Here is an 18,280-nt window from a genome sequence, read left to right on the forward strand (position 1 = left end):
GGCGGGCGCTTCGGCGCCCGCCGGTAGGGTGAAGCACATGCGACGCATCCTGATCCTGGGTTCCACCGGTTCGATCGGAACGCAGGCTCTCGACGTCATCCGCGCGAACCGCGACCGTTTCGAGGTCGTCGGTCTCGCGGCCGGCCGTGACCGCGACGGCATGCAGGCTCAGGCCGACGAGTTCGGCGTCGACGAGACGGCGCTGGGTGCGGAGGACGCGGAGCGCCTCGTCAGAAGCGTCGAGGCTGACGTCGTCCTCAACGGCATCACAGGGTCCGTCGGGCTCGGCCCGACTCTCGCAGCCTTGGAGACCGGTGCGGTCCTCGGTCTCGCCAACAAGGAGTCACTCATCGTCGGCGGCCCGCTCGTCACGAAGATCGCTGCTCCCGGTCAGATCGTCCCCGTCGACTCGGAGCACTCCGCCATCGCCCAGTGCCTGCGCTCCGGCGACGCCCATGAGGTGCGACGCCTCGTCCTGACGGCCTCCGGAGGACCGTTCCGAGGACGGAACCGAGCTCAGCTCGCCGACGTGACGCCGCGTGAAGCGCTCGCCCACCCGACCTGGGACATGGGGCGCGTCGTAACGACGAATTCCGCGACCCTCGTGAACAAGGGTCTCGAAGTCATCGAGGCCCACCTCTTCTTCGACGTCCCCTACGACCGCATCGACGTCACGGTCCACCCGCAGTCCATCGTCCACTCGATGGTCGAGTTCGTCGACGGCTCGACGATCGTTCAGGCATCCCCGCCCGACATGCGCCTGCCGATCTCGCTCGCACTCGACTGGCCGCATCGCGTCGCGGGTGTCGGAGCGCCGCTCGACTGGACGACCTCGTCGAGCTGGACCTTCGAGCCGTTGGATGCCGAGGCGTTCCCGAGCGTCGCTCTCGCCAAGCAGGTCGGTGTCGCCGGAGCGACCTACCCCGCCGTCTTCAACGCCGCCAACGAGCAGGCGGTCGACGCCTTCCACGACGGCGCCCTGCCGTTCCTCGGCATCGTCGACACGATCGCGCAGGTCGTCGACGCACACGAACCTCCCGCGGAGCTGACGCGGGAGTCTCTCGCCGCGGCCGAGCAGTGGGCGCGCGAGACGGCGGACCGGCTCATCGCCGCTCGCTGATCCCGATCAGTCGGGAGCCGGCCACCCGCCGCCGCGGAGCGCTTCCCGCGCCGCGCCGGCGGCGTCGAAGGGCGTCCGCACGCCCTGGATCTCGCGGTAGTGCTGGTGCCCGGGACCCGCCCAGAGGATCGCGTCACCATCGCCCACGAGCGAGACGGCGGTCGCGATCGCATCCTCGGGCGGAGTCACCTCGTGCACGACGGCATCGGGCCGCGCCGCCAGGGCTCCCTCGATGAGGGCGCGACGGATCGTCGCCGGATCCTCCGACCGCGGGTGCTGATCGGTGACGACGAGGATGTCGCTGCCGAGAGCCGCGACGGCCCCCATGTCGGCGCGCTTGGTCGTGTCGCGGTCGCCGTTCGCGCCGCACACCATCACGAGGCGGCCCGGAGTCACGCGCCGGACGGCGTCGAGCGTCTTCTCGAACGCGTCGGGGGAGTGGCCGAAGTCGAGGTAGAGGGCGGGTCCACGGTCGCCCGACAATCGCTGGATTCGGCCGGGCAGATGCGCGTCGATGCGCCCGTCGCCGACGAGACGGCTGAGCGCCGCCCACTCCCAGCCCGCCTCGAGCAGCATGACGATCGCGAGGCCCGCGTTGGAGGCCATATGCGGCCCGATCACGGGGACCGTGGTGGTGAGCGAGCCGGCCGGGCCTGTCAGCGTGAAGGTCGTTCCCGTGGGGGTCTCCGCGACGATCTCGACGCGCCAGTCGGCGGGGGCCGTCGGGTCCTCCGCGATGGCCGGGGTGAGGATCGTCGTCACCGGGATGCCGGCGGTCGCCGCGATCTCGATGCCCGCGGGCTGGTCGACGCAGATGACGGCGCGCCGTGAGCGGGCGGGGTCGAAGAGGGCGGCCTTCGCCGCGAGGTAGGCGGTCATGTCGCCGTAGTCGTCGAGGTGATCGTGCGTCAGGTTCGTGAACCCGGCGACATCGAAGTGCAGCCCGTCGACGCGGTGACGGGTGAGCGCCTGAGCGCTGACCTCGACGAGGATCGCCTCGACATCCCGTTCGCGCATCAGGGCGATGAGCGCGTGCATCTCGGATGCTTCGGGTGTCGTCAGTCGCGACGGGATGACCTCGCCGGCGATGTGACGCTCCGCCGTGGAGGACAGGCCGGTCACGACGCCGAGGCCGTGCAGCATGCCCTCCATGAGGTGGGTGACGCTCGTCTTTCCGTTGGTGCCGGTGACGGCGATAAGCGGCGGGAGGGCGGCATCCGCTCCCGTCCCGTAGACGAGCGCGGACAGCTCGCCCAGCACCGCTCGGGGGTCGTCGACGACGAGGACGGGCACCCCGGCGCCTGCGAGGAGCGCGGCACCGTCGGCATCCGTTACGACCGCGACAGCGCCCTTTGCGATCGCGTCGCCGGCGAACTCGGCGCCGTGCCGGTGCACGCCGCGGACGGCGACGAACAGCTCACCCGGCCGGAGGTCCGCCGTGGCGAGGGTGACTCCGCGGGCGGAGACGCCATCCAGGCTCGCTTCCGACACCGCGCCGAGGTGGGCGGCGACGTCGGCGAGGGGCACCGTCGGGGAATCCGACGGCCGGAGGACGGGGGGCGGAGCGGAGGGGTTCTGCATGGTCCCTCCATCATCGCACCCGGCCTCCGGCCGCCCGGATCGGAGCGGATCAGGCCCGGCGGCGGTTCAGCAGGGCGACCACGAGCGCGGTCGCTGCGAGAACGAGTGCCCCGCCGCCCAGCCACGTCGCGACGGGCTGGTCGGTCGACGTCTCCGCCGCGGCGGGCGCAGCCTCGGCGGCCGCTCCGTGGTGGTCACCGTCGTGGTCGCCGTCGTGATCCGACGAGGTCGCGGCGGATGCCGGGGCGACCGCCACGATGGGCGCGGGAGATTCGAGCGTCTCGGGGTCCTCACCGTCCTTCGCGATCTGCGTCCAGGCGGTCTCGCCCGTGACGCACTTCTGCGTGACGGGGAAGGCGATGTCGGTTCCGCCGACCTTCGACGAGAACAGTGCGTCGAGCGAGACGGAGGCGGCGAGGCCGTCCTCGATGGGCGTCACTGCGGTGTACGTCACCTGGGTGGGGACGTTGTTCTGGCCGAGGGCGCGGCTGATCTTCCACGACGCGTCGACGACGGGGGTGACGTTGTCGACGCCCTTCGGAACGTCGAACACGAGGGCCCTCGTCGCGGCCCCGTCGCAGCCGTGGCTGAAGGAGAACTCCAGCCGCGAGGTGGCGCCGGCGGCAGCGTCGTCCGAGTGGACGTGGACGTGGGCGGATGCCGCGAGGGGAGCGGCGAGGACGAGGGCGCCGCCGAGGGCGAGGCCGCTGAGGGTGAGCGCCGAGCGGCGCGCGGAACGAGTGGTCATGTCGAGATCTCCCGGTGGGATGCGGGGCGTGCCCGCGAGTGAATGGTGAGCAAGGCGCCGCTGGTGAGCGGCTGGCTCAGCGGGGAGGTCCGCGACGGGAGAGGTCGGCGAGGAGAAGACGCGGGCGGAGCCCGTGCGGGGCCGAGGTCGGCAGTGCCGGGATCGTCGACCTCGGCGGGACGATGACAGCAACGGCGGGGCGCAGGAGTTCCCGGATGCCGCGGGCCACGGCACGCAGCATCCGTTCGCCGTGGCAGACCGCCACCGCGGTGAGGATCCCAGCGACGACGTGACCGGCGAGCATCGCGGCGTCGACCGGCATGGCGGCGCCGCTGACGGGGCCGAGGAGGATGTCGCCGTGGTGATGCCCGGAGAGCGCGGCGCTTCTCGGCGCGGTGTCGCCGACGAGCGCGAACGCGCTGTGGAGGAGCGCCTGAGCGGCGGCGACCGCTGTGGCGGTCCGACGCGAGGATGGACGCGTGCCGACGATCAGGACGGCGATCGGCCAGGCGAGGAGTGCGACCGCGACGACGAGCCAGGGTGCGGGCGGGGTGCCTCCGCCCACGGTGTGGGCTGCCGCCGCTGTGAGGGTGGCGATGCTTGCCGCTCCGCCCGCGCGGACGACGCGCACGAGGCGCGAGTCGACGGGGCGGGGGATCACGCCTCCAGCCTAGATCCGCCGCACCGAGGCTGCGGCGGGCGACGTCATCGACGGTTCATAGCGTGCGGGGGTAGCGTGTCGGCTCGTGACCGTTCTCGCATTCATCATCGGCGTCGTCGTGCTGGTGCTCGGGCTCGCCGTGTCCATCGCACTCCACGAGGTCGGCCACCTGCTGCCCGCCAAGGCGTTCGGCGTGCGCGTCGGCCAGTACATGATCGGTTTCGGTCCCACGATCTTCTCCCGCCGGAAGGGCGAGACGGAGTACGGCTTCAAGCTCCTGCCTCTCGGTGGCTACATCTCGATGGCGGGCATGTACCCACCCTCGCCCCGCGCCGCCGAGGCGGAGGCGGAAGGCCGCCCTCCTCGTCGTCGCCGACTCTTCGAAGCGATGATCCAGGACGCGCGCGTGGTCAACGAGGAGACTCTGCAGGGCGACGGCGCCGACCGGGCGTTCTACCGTCTGCCGGTCTACAAGCGCGTCATCATCATGCTCGGCGGCCCGGCGATGAACCTCATCCTCGCCATCATCCTGTTCGCGATCATGTTCTCGGGTATCGGCGTGCAGACCGCGACCACCACGATCGCCTCCGTGAACGAGTGCGTCCTTCCTGCGGGCACGTCGAAGACTTCTTGCGCGGATGGAGACCCCGCGTCCCCGGCGGCCGCCGCCGGCATCCGTCCGGGTGACGTGATCGTCTCGGTCGACGGCACCACCGTTGACACCTTCGCCGAGGCGTCGGCGATCATCCAGAAGTCGCCGGATGCCACGATCCCCGTCGTCGTGGAACGGGACGGTGCGCGCCAGACGCTCCAGGTCACGCCCGTCCTCGCCACCCGCGAGGTCGCGGCGGCGGACGGCACGACCAAGACCGCGGAGGTCGGGTTCGTGGGCATGTCCGCCCGCGTCGCCTTCGTTTCGCAGCCGATCTGGGATGGCCCCCAGGCCGCGCTCGACCAGACCGGCCGCGTCGTCGGCATCATCTGGCAGCTGCCCGCCCGGGTCTACCAGACCGCCGTCGACACGGTCACGGGCGCCGGTCGCGATCCGAACGGGCCGCTGTCGGTCGTCGGCGCGGGGCGCCTCGCGGGAGAGGTCGCCGCGACGGAAGCTCCGATCCTCAATCGCGTCTCGGGCATGCTCGCGCTGCTGGGCTCGCTCAACATCGCCCTGTTCGTGTTCAACCTTGTGCCGCTCCTTCCGCTCGACGGCGGGCACGTCGTGGTGGCGCTCTGGGACGGACTCAAGCGCGTCTGGGCGAAGCTCACCGGTCGTCGTGCGCCGCGGCCGGTCGACGCGACGAAGCTCGTGCCGGTCACGTACATCGTGGTGATCGCGCTCGTCCTGATGGGCGGGACGTTGATCCTCGCCGACATCGTCAACCCGGTCCAGCTGTTCGGCTGAGCCTGACTCTCAGCCCTCGACGGGGCTGAGCGCGTGGGTCACGAGACGCTCCAGCGTCGTGAGTCCGTCGCGCGACAGGATCGACTCGAGGTGGCCCTGCACGGACGCGTACCCGGGGCCGCGGAGCGCGTAGACGTCCCCGGTGGCCGCGTCGGCGGCGATCTCGGTAGCCGCGACGCGGTCGGTGCCGGGGGAGACCCGCGCGGTGAAGGTGTTGTAGAACCCGATGGATGCCGGGGTCCCGAACACGTCGACGGTCTTCTGGAGTCCCTGGTGCGGGCTCGCCAGCGGCGCGAGGTCGAGACCGACCCTGTCGGCGAGCACCTGGTGACTGAGGCAGACCGCGAGAAGCGGTGCTCCCGCGTCGAGGCGCGCGGCGACCACATCGCGGATCCGCGCGATGCGCTCGCTCTCCTCGTCACGCGGATCACCGGGGCCGGGGCCCGAAACGACAAGGTCCGCCGCCGCGACGGCGTCGGGGGATGCCTCGGACCAGTGCGAGATCGTCACGTCGAAACCGAGGTGGCGGAGCTGGTGGGCGAGCATGGTCGTGAAGCGATCCTCGGCATCCACCACCAGTGCACGGGTGCCCGCGAACGGGCCTCGCTCCGGCTCGCCCTGCGGGTTGAGCCAGAACGCCGCCAGTCGAGCGTTCCGAGACGACAACAGCTCCGCGATCGCGGGGTCCTCGCCCAGCGGGCGGGCGGCGGCAGCGGGGGCGTCCTCGTCGACCGGCGCGGGGACGACGTCGCGCGGGATGGCGCCGATGGCACCGAGCACGCCGGCAGCCTTGCCATGGGTCTCGCCGACCTCACCGTACGGATCGGAGTGGCGCACGAGGGTCGCACCGACCGGCACCCGCAGCCGTCCGTCGACGACGTAGGCGGTGCGGATCAGGATCGGGGCGTCGAGGTCGTGGCCGCCGTCGGGGCGCGGCGTGAAGAGGGCCGCGACGCCCGAGTAATAGCCGCGGGGGCTCTGCTCGTGCCGAGCGATCACGGTGCAGGCGTTCTGCATGGGGGAGCCCGTGACGGTCGGAGCGAACATCGTCTCGCGGAGGATGTCGCGCGGGTCCATCGTGCTCGTCCCGCGCAGCATGTACTCCGTGTGCGTCAGGCGCGACATCTCCTTCAGGTGCGGCCCCGTGATGCGGCCGCCGTCGCTGCAGACGGCGGACATCATCTTGAGCTCCTCGTCGACCACCATGAAGAGCTCTTCGGTCTCCTTCGTCGAGGAGAGGAACTCAGTCAGCGTCTCGGCCGTGGCCCCGCCCGCCGGGTGGCGGAACGTCCCCGAGATCGGATTCATCGTGACGACGCCGTCCTGGGCGCTGACGTGCGCCTCAGGGCTCGCGCCGACCGCGAGGTGGTCCGGGGTGGAGACGAGGAACGTCCAGTACGCCCCGCGCTCGTGCTCGAGGAGGGCGCGGAACCAGGTGAGGCCCGCGGTCAGCGGATCCCCGCCGACGCTCGCGGTGTAGTCGCGGCGGATGACGAAGTTCGCGCCCTCACCGCGGCCGATCTCGTCGGCGATGACGCGGCGCACGATGTCGGCGTACGCCTCGTCGTCGATGTCGAACCCGGCGTCCTCGAGCGGGATGCGGGCGGTCGGCAACTGGGCGAGCGCATCGGCGAGGGGGAGCGAGTGGCGCTCGCCGACCACCAGGCAGCGCAGCGGCGCGGCGTCGTCGTGACACGCGAACCCGCGCTCGACGACCTGACGGAAGGGCACCAGCGCCAGGACCTCGCGGGCTCCGCCTGTCGCGTCGGTGAGAGGGATGTCGGCGAGCAGATCGACATCGACGACATCGCCGGTGAGCACCTCGACCGTCTCCCCGTCGCGAGCGAGGAGGGCGAACGGGATGCCGCGGGCGGCGAGGTCGGCGAGGATGATCGGGGCGGTGCCGGACATGGGGGATCTTCCGTTCGGGGCGGTCGCCGGTAAAACGAGAAACGACCGCCGGGCTGTCAGCTCAGGCGGTCGTCGGGATGCTCGCAGCGTCCGCCTCAGGCGGGGCGCCACCACGTGCGGTTCGCGAACATGGGGTGAACCTACCACAGGCGCCTTTGGCGGCATCCTCGCGGGCAGGCGCCGTGCCGCCAGGGCCTGCGCGGCTTAGGCTGGAGTCGTGCCAGCTGTCAATATCGGGATGCCCCGCGTGCCGGAGGTCCTCGCGCCTCGTCGCAAAAGCCGTCAGATCAAGGTCGGCAAGGTCCTCGTCGGTGGCGACGCGCCCGTCAGCGTCCAGTCGATGACGACGACGCCCACCACCAACATCAATGCGACCCTCCAGCAGATCGCCGAGCTCACGGCCTCCGGCTGCGAGATCGTCCGCGTCGCCGTGCCGCACCAGGCCGACGCCGACGCACTCAAGATCATCGCGATGAAGAGCCAGATCCCGGTGATCGCCGACATCCACTTCCAACCGCGCTACATCTACACGGCCATCGACGCCGGCTGCGGCGCCGTGCGCGTGAACCCCGGCAACATCCGCGAGTTCGACGGCAACGTCGGCCAGATCGCCGCTGCGGCCAAGGCTGCCGGCGTCTCGCTCCGCATCGGCGTGAACGCAGGTTCGCTCGACAAGCGGATCCTCGACAAGTACGGCAAGGCGACGGCGGAAGCCCTCGTCGAGAGCGCCGTCTGGGAGGCATCCCTCTTCGAGGAGCACGACTTCCACGACTTCAAGATCTCGGTCAAGCACAACGACCCCGTCGTCATGGTGAAGGCCTACCGGATGCTCGCCGAGCGGGGCGACTGGCCCCTCCACCTCGGTGTCACCGAGGCTGGTCCGGCGTTCCAGGGCACCATCAAGAGCGCGACCGCCTTCGGCATCCTGCTCGGCGAGGGCATCGGTGACACGATCCGCGTCTCGCTGTCGGCTCCGCCGGCCGAAGAGGTCAAGGTCGGCCACCAGATCCTGCAGTCGTTGAACCTCCGGGAGCGCAAGCTCGAGATCGTCTCGTGCCCGTCGTGCGGTCGCGCGCAGGTCGACGTCTACTCGCTCGCCGACAACGTCACCGAGGGACTCAAGGACATGACCGTGCCGCTGCGCGTCGCCGTCATGGGCTGCGTCGTCAACGGCCCCGGTGAAGCGCGCGACGCCGATCTCGGTGTCGCGTCCGGCAACGGCAAGGGCCAGATCTTCGTCAAGGGCGAAGTCGTCAAGACGGTGCCCGAGGAGGACATCGTCGCGACCCTCATCGAAGAGGCGAACCGTCTCGCTGCCGAGATGGGTCCGGACGCTCCTCTCGGAACCGCGCAGGTCGTCACCTCCTGACACGAGACGGATGCCGAGGGGTGCGACCCCCGGCATCCGCATCGCGTCAGCTCCAGAGGGAGTGGTACGCGTTGATCGCGGGCTGCCCGCCGAGGTGCGCGTAGAGGACCGTTGAGTCCTTCGGGATGTCGCCGTCCTTCACGAGGTCGATGAGCCCGGCGAGCGACTTGCCCTCGTAGACGGGGTCGGTGATCATCGCCTCGAGCTGTGCGCCGAGCGCCATCGCCGACATCGTCGAGTCGACGGGGATCCCGTACAGCTCGCCCGCCCAGCCCTCGAGCACCTGGATCTCTTCGTCGCGGAGGTCACGGCCGAGCTCGATGAGCTCCGCCGTGTTGCGGGCGATGCGGGCGACCTGGTCGCGCGTCTTCTGGAGCGTCGCCGAGGCGTCGATCCCGATGACGCGGCGCCGCACGCCGGTCAGATCTTCGAGGGCGGCGAAGCCGGCAATCATTCCCGCGTGGGTCGACCCGGTCACGGTGCAGACGACGATCGTGTCGAAGAAGACGCCGAACTGCTTCTCCTGCTCGGCGACCTCGAACGCCCAGTTCGCGAAGCCGAGACCGCCGAGGCGGTGCTCCGATGCTCCGGCGGGAATCGGGTACGGGGTGCCGCCGGCATCCTCCACGTCCTGCAGGGCCTGCTTCCACGAGTCACGGATGCCGATGTCGAAGCCGGCGTCGTCGAGACGGGAGTCGGCGCCCATCATGCGCGACAGCAGGATGTTGCCGACCTTGTCGTTGACCGGCTCATCCCACGGCACCCACTTCTCCTGCACGAGGCGTGCCTTGAGCCCGAGGTGGGCGGCGACGGCGGCCACCTGCCGCGTGTGGTTGGACTGGTAGCCGCCGATCGACACGATCGTGTCGGCGCCGCTCGCGAGCACGTCCGGGACGATGTACTCGAGCTTGCGGGTCTTGTTGCCGCCGAAGGCCAGGCCGCTCGAAACGTCTTCACGCTTGGCCCACACCTGCGCGCCGCCCAGGTGCTGGGTCAGCCGCTTCAGGTGGTGGATCGGGCTCGGCCCGAAGGTGAGCGGATGCCGGGGGAACTGGTCGAGGATCATGCGGTCTCCTGAGGGGTGGTGTCGGCGAGCAGGTCGAGCCAGAGGCTCTCGGCCACACTGGCCGCGGCCTGGGCGTCGCGGGCGGCGCAGTGTCGGATGAGGTCGGCATGGCGGGCCGCGGAGGCGTCCGCGTCGTCCGACGAGAAGCGGAGGCGCTCTGCTCGCTCCAGGACGGGGCCGTAGAGGGCGAGGACGGTGCGGACCGCGTCGTTGTCGGCGCGATCGACCGCGACGGCGTGGAAGTCGTGGTCGGCGCGAAGGGCGGCCGCGGTGTCGCCGGCGGCGTGGGCGGCGATGAACGCCTCGTTCGCCTCCCGCATCCGCTGGATGTCGTCGTCGGTCAACAGTGGGGTCGCCTCCACCACTGCGACCCGGTGCATCGACGCGACGACGGCCGCGGCATCCCGGACCGCCCGTCCGTCGACGGGAGCCACGATCGTCGACCGGCCCGGCAAGGCGAGCACGAGGCCCGAACGCGCGAGGTCGAGGAGCGCCTCCCGAACCGGAGTGCGAGATACGCCCAGCCACCTCGACAGTTCGAGGTCGCGGAGCTGCTCGCCCGGGGCGAGGGTTCCGTCGACGATCGCGTCGCGCAGGCGGGTGCGGACTTCGTCGCGGAGGAGGGCTCGTGGCGGGAGAGACGTGGCGGGCACCGGCATGCAATATATTGCACACCGAGGTGAGCTTCCGCGCAAATCGGCGCGCTCAGGCCCGTATGAACTCGCTTCTGCCCCGGGTGACGTCGACGCTGACCAGACGGATGCGGACGGTGCTGCCCGGCTCCGCGTCGACGCCCGGGACGACGGTTTCGAGAGGCGGGTCCGAAAGGGCGACGCGCGCGCCGTTCTCCCGCCGCCGGAGGACCACGGCATCGAGCTCCTCGCCCTGACGGCTGGCGAGCACCGCCGCGGCGACCCGCTCGACGGCGGCCCCGTCGACCTGCGACGCGACCCTCGAGGTTCGCTCCATCGCTTCGGGGATCTCCGCGAGCGAGGCGCGGATCTCGCCCGGGACGTCGCGGCCGTTCGCCAGTGCATCGCAGACGAGAAGGGCCCACCGGTCCACGAGGCGACGCAGCGGCGCCGTCACGTGCGCGTAGGGCGCGGCGATCGCCGCCTGCAAGGTCAGCTCGGGAAGCTCGCCGTCGAAAGCGGCGTACCCGGCGCCCCGGAAGAGCCCGGCGGCGTGCTCGCGGATGGCCCGACCGGTCGGCGTGCGCGGGAGGTCGTTCAGGTACTCGCCGTAGGCGACACCCTCGCGCCAGGGCAGCCCGAAGCCCACGGTCTGGGCACGGAAAGTCGTGATGTCCTCGTCGGATGCCGGGGGCATCGTCCGGAGAATCCCGACTTTCCCGGCGATCATGATCTCCGCCGCCGCCATCCCGGTCAGGAGCGAGACCTGCGCGTTGGCGTCCTCGAGGGCCACGCCGTCGTCGGCCTCGAGAGCGTACCCCGCGGCCGAGGTCACGACGCGGATCTCGGGCAGGTTCAGGCTCGCGCCGCCGCGTTCGATCTCCCGTTGCGCGCGCTCGTCGCCGAACCACACGAGGTGGCGGAGAGTGTCGGGAGCATCGCCGCGGTCGAGCGCGGCCTGCGCGTCCACATACGACCACTGGGCGCGGGAGCGGATGACTCCGCGCGTCAGCGTCGTCGCCACCGGGCGGGCCCCGGCATCCAACTCGAACCGCCAGACGTAAGCCCGACGGTCCTGATCCGGGAGGAGGGAAGCGGCATCTTCGCTGAGGACCGCGGGGTGCAGCGGAATGCGCCCATCGGGTGTGTAGATGGTCTGCCCGCGGCGGCGGGCTTCGGCATCCACGGCCCCGCCGAAGGCGACGAAGGCGGGGACGTCGGCGATGGCGTAGTGCAGGATGCCGCCGCCGTCATCGGTGCGCTCGAGATGCATGGCCTGATCGAGGTCGGTCGATCCCGCCGGGTCGATCGTGAGGAAGGGGATGCCTCGCAGATCCGCCAGCGCGGGTTCGGCCGGCTCGACGGAAACCGTCGATGCGGCACGCTCCGCTTCGGCGTTCACCTCGGCAGGGAAGCCGTTGGGAAGCTCGAACTCGTCGCGAAGGGCCGCGAGGGCGTCCTTCAGCTCCGACTGGGCGGGAGAGACGAGGCGGGCGCGGCGGGAGGGCACGCGGTCAGTGTAGGCCGGGCGCCGCTGCCGGTCAGCGGAATCCTCGATCCCGTCCAGGCGCTCCATAACGCGGACGCATACCGTGACGGGCATGAGCAAGCTCTCGCGACTGATCGGCATGGCAACCAAGGCACTCGACTCGACGTCCGGCGGCTCCGCGTCGTCGTCCGCACCGCCCGCACGCTCGGGCGACTGGCGGACGATGGCACGGTCGGCAGCGGACGCGCTGATGGGCGAGGGACGTGCCCCCGCAGCGTCGGGTTCCGCGCCTGCGCCCACCGCACGGTCGGCGGCCACGTCGCTCACGCCGCCGCCCGCGAACGGCGCCCCGTCATCCTCGTCGTCGAGTCCGCTCTCTCCCGCCGACCGTCAGGCGATCGCGCGATATGACTACCTTCTGCAGACCGCGGACCCGCACCAGGTGGAGCAGATCCATCAGGAGGCGTTCTCGCGTCTCACTCCGGAACAGCGCGCGCACGTCCAGGCGCGCATGGTCGCCGAGCTGCCCGCACACGAACACCCTCGGTCAGCTGCTCCCGCTGACCTCGCCCGCGTAGCAGCGCGCACGGAGGCCGCGCGGCCGGGAATGCTCCGAGGCTTGCTTTCCCGCGTGAACCGGGGTGGTGCGGGGCGCGCCGCCGGTGGCGCGGCGATCGGTGCCGGCGTGGGTGTTCTCGGCGTCGTGGCGGGCGGGGCGATCCTCACCTCGGTCGCGGGGCCGCTCCTGGCGCAGGCCACCGGCATGGGCGTCGACATCGACGCGCTCGCGCAGGGCGTCGACCTCGAGGGACTCGCGGGCGGTGCGCTCTCCGATGTCGGCGAGCACGTCAGCGGCGTCGGCGAGCAGGTGGCCGGGTTCGGTGAGAACCTCGGTGGCTTCGAGCTCCCGGGTCTCGGCGACCTGTTCGGTCGCTGAGCGCGCTCCGACTCAGGGGAGCTCGCCGCCGGCCGCCGCGACATCGGTGTCGACGTCGAGTGAGACGCGGACAGCGAGCTCGACGGCGTCGACGATGTCCGCGAAGTCGAGAGCGGGTGCGCCTGCGGGAGCGGTGCCTGCGGCCCACGGCACATGAATGAACCCGGCACGAACCGGCGTTCCCGTCGTGGCGTGCAGGGCCGCGTACATCGTCGCGTTGCAGACGAAGGTGCCCGCCGTGTGGGACACGGTCGAGGGGATGCCGCGGTTCGCCAGGCCCGCAGCGATCGCCTTGACGGGGAGCGTGGCGAAGTAGGCGGCCGGTCCGCCGGCGACGACCGCCGCATCCTGCGGGCGATGCCCTGCGTTGTCGGCGATCCGCGCGTCGGCGAGATTCACCGCGACACGCTCAGGTGTGACGGTGGATCGGTCCCCGGCCAGCCCGACCGAGACCACCACGTCGGGTCGGTGCTCGTCGAGCAACGCCGCCAACCGGGCCGTCGCGCCGTCGAAGGTGACGGGCAGGACGTCGACGATCAGGCGTTCCGGGCCCGCCCACCTCTCCGCGACGGCGCGGACGGCGTCCCCAGACGGGTTGACGGTGTCACCCGCGAAGGGCTCGAACCCGGTCAGCAGCACGGTAGGCATCCCTCCAGGCTAAGCGCCTACCGCCACGCGCGCTCGGCCGGCACACCTAGACTTGACCTTCGTGGTCACCCGTCTCTCGACATACTTCCTCCGCACGCTCCGCGAAGACCCGGCCGACGCCGAGGTCACCAGTCACCGCCTCCTCGTGCGCGCCGGCTACATCCGTCGCGCCGCACCCGGCATCTTCACCTGGCTGCCGTTGGGCCTGCGCGTCAAGGCGAAGCTCGAGCAGATCATCCGCGACGAGATGGCGAACGCGGGTGCCTTCGAAGTGCACTTCCCGGCGCTGCTGCCGCGCGATCCCTACGAGGAGTCGGGTCGCTGGACGTCGTACGGTGATGGCATCTTCCGCCTCCAGGACCGCAAGGGCGCCGACTACCTCCTCGCTCCGACGCACGAGGAGATGTTCACCCTCCTCGTGAAGGACCTGTACTCGTCGTACAAGGACCTGCCGCTGACGATCTACCAGATCCAGGACAAGTACCGCGACGAGGCTCGTCCGCGCGCCGGCCTCCTGCGTGGCCGTGAATTCACGATGAAGGATGCCTACTCCTTCGACTACACCGACGCCGGACAGGACGTCTCGTACCAGTCGCAGCGCGACGCGTACGAGCGCATCTTCACCCGCCTCGGCATGGAGTACGTGATCGTCGCCGCCGACAACGGCCTCATGGGAGGTGCCCGGAGCGAGGAGTTCCTTCACCCGATCGCGGTCGGTGAGGACACGTTCGTCCGATCTGCCGGGGGATACGCCGCCAACGTCGAGGCGTTCACGACTGTTGTTCCCGACGCGCTTCCGATCGCGGAGGGCTCGCCCGTCGTCTTCGATTCGCCGAACACCCCGACGATCGACACGCTCGTCGCCCACACCAACGCGCACCTCGACGCACCCGCGCCCGGGATCGCCGGTCCCGCGACCGACGGCGCCGCGTCGTGGACGGCAGCGCACACGCTCAAGAACGTCGTCCTCGCCCTCACCCACCTCGACGGCACGCGTGAGCTCGTCATCGTCGGACTCCCCGGAGACCGCGACATCGACGACAAGCGTGCCGAGGTCGCCTTCGCGCCTGCCGCCGTCGAGGCGGCCACCGAGGCCGACTTCACGAAGCACCCCGGTCTCGTCAAGGGGTACATCGGCCCCTGGTCCGCTTCGGGCGCCGTGCTGGGCGAAGAGTCGACCACCGGCATCCGCTACCTCGTCGACCCCCGCGTCGTCGACGGCACCGCATGGGTCACCGGCGCGAACGAGCACGAGAAGCACGCCCACTCCGTCGTCGCCGGTCGTGATTTCGTCGCCGACGGCATCGTCGACATCTCCGACGTCCGTGCCGGCGACCCGGCACCCGACGGCTCCGGGCCCGTGGAACTCGCGCGCGGCATGGAGATCGGTCACGTCTTCCAGCTCGGCCGGTTCTTCGCCGAGAAGCTGGGGCTCAAGGTCCTCGACGAGAACGGCAAGCTCGTCACCGTCACGATGGGCTCCTACGGCATCGGCGTGACCCGCATCCTCGCGATCCTCGCTGAGCTCAACAACGACGACCGCGGTCTCGTGTGGCCCGAGTCCATCGCGCCGTTCGACGTCCACGTCGTCGCGACGGGACGGGATGCCGTGGCCTTCGACCTTGCAGAGAAGCTCGCCGCCGAGCTCGAGACAGCCGGCCGCGACGTCCTGCTCGACGATCGGCCGAAGGTCTCCCCGGGCGTCAAGTTCGGCGACGCCGAGCTCGTGGGCGTCCCGTGGATCCTCATCGTCGGTCGAGGCGCCGCCGATGGCCAGGTCGAGCTGTGGGATCGCCGTTCGGGCGAGCGGACGACGCTCACGGCCGCCGAGGCGGTCTCTGCGCTCACGGCCTGACTCGCTCCCGGCATCCGTCACTGACAGAAACCCTGTCGTTCACCCGACGGATGCCGGATCGTGACAGCCTGGGGACATGTCGCCGAGTTCCGCCTCCTTCCTCGACGGTGACGTCACCGACGCCATCCGCACGCTCCTGACCGACGCCGGCGTCGAGGAGGATGCGGATCTCGTCGCGCGCATCCTCATCACAGGAGTCGGGATGGGGATCGACGACACCGACCGCCTCGATCTGAAGATCGCGTCGGCTGCTCTGTCCGAGATGCGCTCCGCGTTCTCCCTGTTCGCGCCCTACCGCTCGTCGCCGAAGGTGACGATCTTCGGCTCGGCCCGGACGCAACCGAACGACCCGCTCTATCGGGCGGCGGCCGACATCGCCCGCGCGCTCGCCGACCGTGGCTGGATGGTCGTGACAGGAGCCGGTCCGGGGATCATGCAGGCCGCTGCGGAGGGGGCGGGGCCCGAACGCTCGCTGGGTGTGTCGATCCGGCTGCCCTTCGAGGAGAAGCCGAACGCCGTCATCGCCGAGGCCGACCGGGTGGTCGCGATGAAGTACTTCTTCACCCGAAAGCTCATGCTCGTCAAAGAGTCCCGCGGCTTCGTCTGCGTGCCCGGTGGCTTCGGCACCCTCGACGAGCTGTTCGAGCTGCTCACCCTGCAGCAGACCGGCAAGGCCGAGCCCACCCCCATCGTCCTCCTCGACGCACCAGGCGGCAGGTTCTGGCAGGGCCTCGAGGACTTCGCCGCGGACCACCTGATCCCGTCGGGCGTCATCTCGCCCGATGACCTCGACCGCGTCCTCGTGACCGACTCGGTCGAGGAGGCAGAGGCGGAGATCACGGGCTTCTGGCGCAACTACGACTCGCTCCGGTGGATCGGATCCCGACTCGTCCTGCGCCTGTGCGCGGAGCCGACCGATGCCGAAGTCGCCGACCTCTCCACTCGCTTCGCGCACCTGCTCACCAGCGGTCGCATCGAGCGGACCGCGCCGCTTCGTCGTGAGCTGCAGGACGAAGACCGCCTCGCACTCCCGCGTCTCCTCATGGATTTCGACCGGCGCCGCGTCGGCGAGCTCCACCACCTCATCCGCGCCGTCAACGAGCTCGACTCGGCGCCCCCGGCCACTCCTCCGATCGAACCCCACGCCGTATCGTGAGCTCATGAGCCGGATGCCGCGACCCCACCGGTCGCGACTGTCCGCGCTCGCGGCGCTCACCGCGGTGCTCATCGCCTTCGGGGGCGCCGCCGCGGGCTGTTCCCCTCCTGCCCCGACACCGACGCCGAGTTCGGCAGACGCGGGCGTCCAGGTCTGGATCCATCAGCAGCGCGGCGATGAGCAGCGCCGCCGCGCATTGGTGCGCGTCAAGAACGACTCGACGAGGGCCCTGGACATCTCCGCGATCCGCATCGTCGACGACCGGCTGGGTGGTGCCGTCCGCGCGGATGGGGGACGGGTCGCCGCGGGGGAGTCGTTCGATTTCCCGCTCGTGCTCCCCGCATCGGCGTGCGACGGAGGCTCTCCCGACCGCCGGTGGGAGCTTCAGCTCGCGGACGGCACCGACCGGACCGGCGTCCTGACCGACGCCCTCGGTTTCCTCGGACGCCTGAACGAACGTGAGTGCCTCGAGAAGGCACTGGCGACCACGCTGCAGGTGTCGTGGCACGACGCTGTGCTCCCCGCATCCGGCCCCGGAGTCCTCCCTCTCGAGATCACGCCGATGAGCACCGGCGGCGATGCGCGTGTGGTCGCGGTGCAGTCCACACCCCTCCTGCAGTTCGGAAGCCGGACCACACGATTCCCCGTGCCCGATGGCAAGACCCTCGTCGACGTCCCGATCGAGCCGCAGCGCTGCGATCCTCACGTCGTCCAGGAGGACAAGCGCGGCACGGTCTTCGCCCTCGAGGTCGACGTCGACGGCAGCACCGGCGTCGTCGACGTGCCGGTATCTGACGACGAGCGGGGCAGGATCCTCAGCTGGGTCGCCGAGCGATGCCACTTCGGCGGGTGAGTCAGAGCTTCGCGTAGCGCGTGCGGAGGAAGCTGAAGGCGGCATACACCACGAGGCCGAACCCGATGAGGAAGACCAGGAACGGGCCGAACATCTGCTCCAGCAGTGCCGCGATGGCCGCGTCGAACCCGCCGGCGGCTGCGGCCTCCTGCTTGACGGCAGCGACCGTGAGCAGCACGCCGACGATCGCGACCGACATCCCCTTGCCGAGGTAGCCGACGATCCCGGTGACCGTCACGGCGACGCCCATCCGACCGCGAGGAATGCGGACCTGCTTGTCGAAGGAGCGTCGCACCCCGATCGAGGCGAAGACGAGACCGCCGATAGCGAGTCCGAGCCCCGCAGCCGCAACCACGAACACGCCGCCCGGCGTGCCGAGCAGGTCGCGGGCCACCGCCTGCGCGCTGCGGTCGCCGTCGGGGCGGGCTCCGAGGGCCACAGTGAGTGCGATCGCCGACAGCGCGAGGTAGACGACAGACTGTCCGGCCGCCGACATCCGCCTGCCCCAGGCCGCCCCGTCAGACCCCTTCGCCGCGAACGCGCGCAGCGCCTGGAATAGCCCCAGCGCCGCGAGGAGCAGGCCGAGCAGCCAGACGAGGGCGAGCCCGAGCGGGGCGGCGAGGATGCTCTTGAACACGCCCGCCTGATCGGATTCGCCGCGCCCGCCGAGGGAGATGACGATGACGACCACGCCGAACAGAAGGTGCACGACGCCGTTGGCGGCATAGCCGCCGCGCGCCAGCATCCGGGCGATGGGGGACCGGCGGACGCTCTTCGCAGCGTCCTTCACGGCATCGGTCATCCCTCGATCTTCTCAGGTCGCTCGCCATCCGATCGGGTAACGTTGACGGG

At 70.7% G+C, this 18,280-nt stretch carries 16 protein-coding genes; 7 read left to right on the plus strand and 9 right to left on the minus strand.

Going from position 1 to position 18,280, the window contains the following annotated elements:
• The first annotated feature begins 37 nt into the window (after positions 1-37).
• Positions 38-1,120, plus strand: a complete 1,083-nt coding sequence (dxr, locus tag MO1_RS04410) for a 1-deoxy-D-xylulose-5-phosphate reductoisomerase (protein ID WP_060915307.1) — start codon at positions 38-40, stop codon at positions 1,118-1,120.
• A gap of 6 nt (positions 1,121-1,126) precedes the next feature.
• On the opposite strand, the gene MO1_RS04415 is transcribed toward dxr, so the two are convergent.
• From MO1_RS04415 to MO1_RS04425, 3 genes are all read right to left on the minus strand, one after another.
• Entirely contained in the window at positions 1,127-2,701 is a 1,575-nt protein-coding gene (locus MO1_RS04415) for a Mur ligase family protein (RefSeq protein WP_060915308.1), read from the minus strand.
• Positions 2,702-2,750: 49 nt separating this feature from the next.
• A complete protein-coding gene (locus tag MO1_RS04420) occupies positions 2,751-3,449 on the minus strand; it encodes a DUF1775 domain-containing protein (protein WP_060915309.1) in 699 nt (232 codons plus the stop codon).
• Between the two features lie 76 nt (positions 3,450-3,525).
• Positions 3,526-4,110, minus strand: coding sequence for a hypothetical protein (locus MO1_RS04425; RefSeq protein WP_060915310.1), 585 nt, complete (start codon positions 4,108-4,110; stop codon positions 3,526-3,528).
• Positions 4,111-4,195: 85 nt separating this feature from the next.
• Here MO1_RS04425 and MO1_RS04430 point away from each other — a divergent pair, with 85 nt between their 5' ends.
• On the plus strand, positions 4,196-5,512 hold the full coding sequence (locus MO1_RS04430) for a M50 family metallopeptidase (protein ID WP_060915311.1): 1,317 nt from the start codon (positions 4,196-4,198) through the stop codon (positions 5,510-5,512).
• Positions 5,513-5,521: 9 nt separating this feature from the next.
• Here the strand turns inward: MO1_RS04430 and MO1_RS04435 are convergent, their stop codons facing one another.
• The gene (locus tag MO1_RS04435) at positions 5,522-7,423 is read right to left on the minus strand and encodes an anthranilate synthase family protein (protein ID WP_060915312.1); all 1,902 of its coding nucleotides are present in this window, start codon (positions 7,421-7,423) and stop codon (positions 5,522-5,524) included.
• Between the two features lie 238 nt (positions 7,424-7,661).
• Here MO1_RS04435 and ispG point away from each other — a divergent pair, with 238 nt between their 5' ends.
• A complete protein-coding gene (gene ispG / locus MO1_RS04440) occupies positions 7,662-8,792 on the plus strand; it encodes a flavodoxin-dependent (E)-4-hydroxy-3-methylbut-2-enyl-diphosphate synthase (protein ID WP_036311792.1) in 1,131 nt (376 codons plus the stop codon).
• A 46-nt stretch (positions 8,793-8,838) separates the two neighbouring features.
• On the opposite strand, the gene MO1_RS04445 is transcribed toward ispG, so the two are convergent.
• From MO1_RS04445 to MO1_RS04455, 3 genes are read right to left on the minus strand one after another with little or no spacing between them, the layout of a single operon-like run.
• Positions 8,839-9,858, minus strand: a complete 1,020-nt coding sequence (locus MO1_RS04445) for a 1-aminocyclopropane-1-carboxylate deaminase (protein WP_036311794.1) — start codon at positions 9,856-9,858, stop codon at positions 8,839-8,841.
• Positions 9,855-10,517, minus strand: coding sequence for a GntR family transcriptional regulator (locus MO1_RS04450; RefSeq protein WP_060915313.1), 663 nt, complete (start codon positions 10,515-10,517; stop codon positions 9,855-9,857). The genes MO1_RS04445 and MO1_RS04450 overlap by 4 nt, the downstream gene beginning before the upstream one ends.
• Positions 10,518-10,563: 46 nt before the next feature.
• On the minus strand, positions 10,564-12,000 hold the full coding sequence (locus MO1_RS04455; RefSeq protein ID WP_157526346.1) for an RNB domain-containing ribonuclease: 1,437 nt from the start codon (positions 11,998-12,000) through the stop codon (positions 10,564-10,566).
• Between the two features lie 91 nt (positions 12,001-12,091).
• Here MO1_RS04455 and MO1_RS04460 point away from each other — a divergent pair, with 91 nt between their 5' ends.
• Positions 12,092-12,916 carry a hypothetical protein gene (locus tag MO1_RS04460; protein WP_060915459.1) on the plus strand — a complete coding sequence of 275 codons (825 nt, stop codon included), beginning with the start codon at positions 12,092-12,094 and terminating at the stop codon, positions 12,914-12,916.
• Between the two features lie 12 nt (positions 12,917-12,928).
• Here MO1_RS04460 and pcp read toward each other — a convergent pair whose 3' ends face one another.
• Positions 12,929-13,564 (minus strand): pyroglutamyl-peptidase I, encoded by a 636-nt coding sequence (gene pcp, locus MO1_RS04465; RefSeq protein ID WP_174520544.1) that lies wholly within the window; start codon positions 13,562-13,564, stop codon positions 12,929-12,931.
• Positions 13,565-13,625: 61 nt separating this feature from the next.
• Here pcp and MO1_RS04470 point away from each other — a divergent pair, with 61 nt between their 5' ends.
• The 3 genes from MO1_RS04470 to MO1_RS04480 all read left to right on the plus strand — a co-directional run bounded on the left by MO1_RS04470 (position 13,626) and on the right by MO1_RS04480 (position 17,428).
• Complete coding sequence (locus MO1_RS04470) at positions 13,626-15,419, plus strand: proline--tRNA ligase (protein WP_060915315.1); 1,794 nt, start codon at positions 13,626-13,628, stop codon at positions 15,417-15,419.
• A gap of 76 nt (positions 15,420-15,495) precedes the next feature.
• A complete protein-coding gene (locus MO1_RS04475; protein WP_036311814.1) occupies positions 15,496-16,575 on the plus strand; it encodes an LOG family protein in 1,080 nt (359 codons plus the stop codon).
• A 4-nt stretch (positions 16,576-16,579) separates the two neighbouring features.
• Complete coding sequence (locus MO1_RS04480; protein WP_255209218.1) at positions 16,580-17,428, plus strand: hypothetical protein; 849 nt, start codon at positions 16,580-16,582, stop codon at positions 17,426-17,428.
• Between the two features lies 1 nt (position 17,429).
• On the opposite strand, the gene MO1_RS04485 is transcribed toward MO1_RS04480, so the two are convergent.
• Positions 17,430-18,230: a DUF1206 domain-containing protein gene (locus tag MO1_RS04485; protein WP_060915316.1), complete on the minus strand. Its 801-nt coding sequence runs from the start codon at positions 18,228-18,230 to the stop codon at positions 17,430-17,432.
• Between the last annotated feature and the right edge of the window lie 50 nt (positions 18,231-18,280).

The sequence above is a fragment of the Microbacterium oleivorans NBRC 103075 genome (genome assembly GCF_001552475.1).
Taxonomy (GTDB): domain Bacteria; phylum Actinomycetota; class Actinomycetes; order Actinomycetales; family Microbacteriaceae; genus Microbacterium; species Microbacterium oleivorans.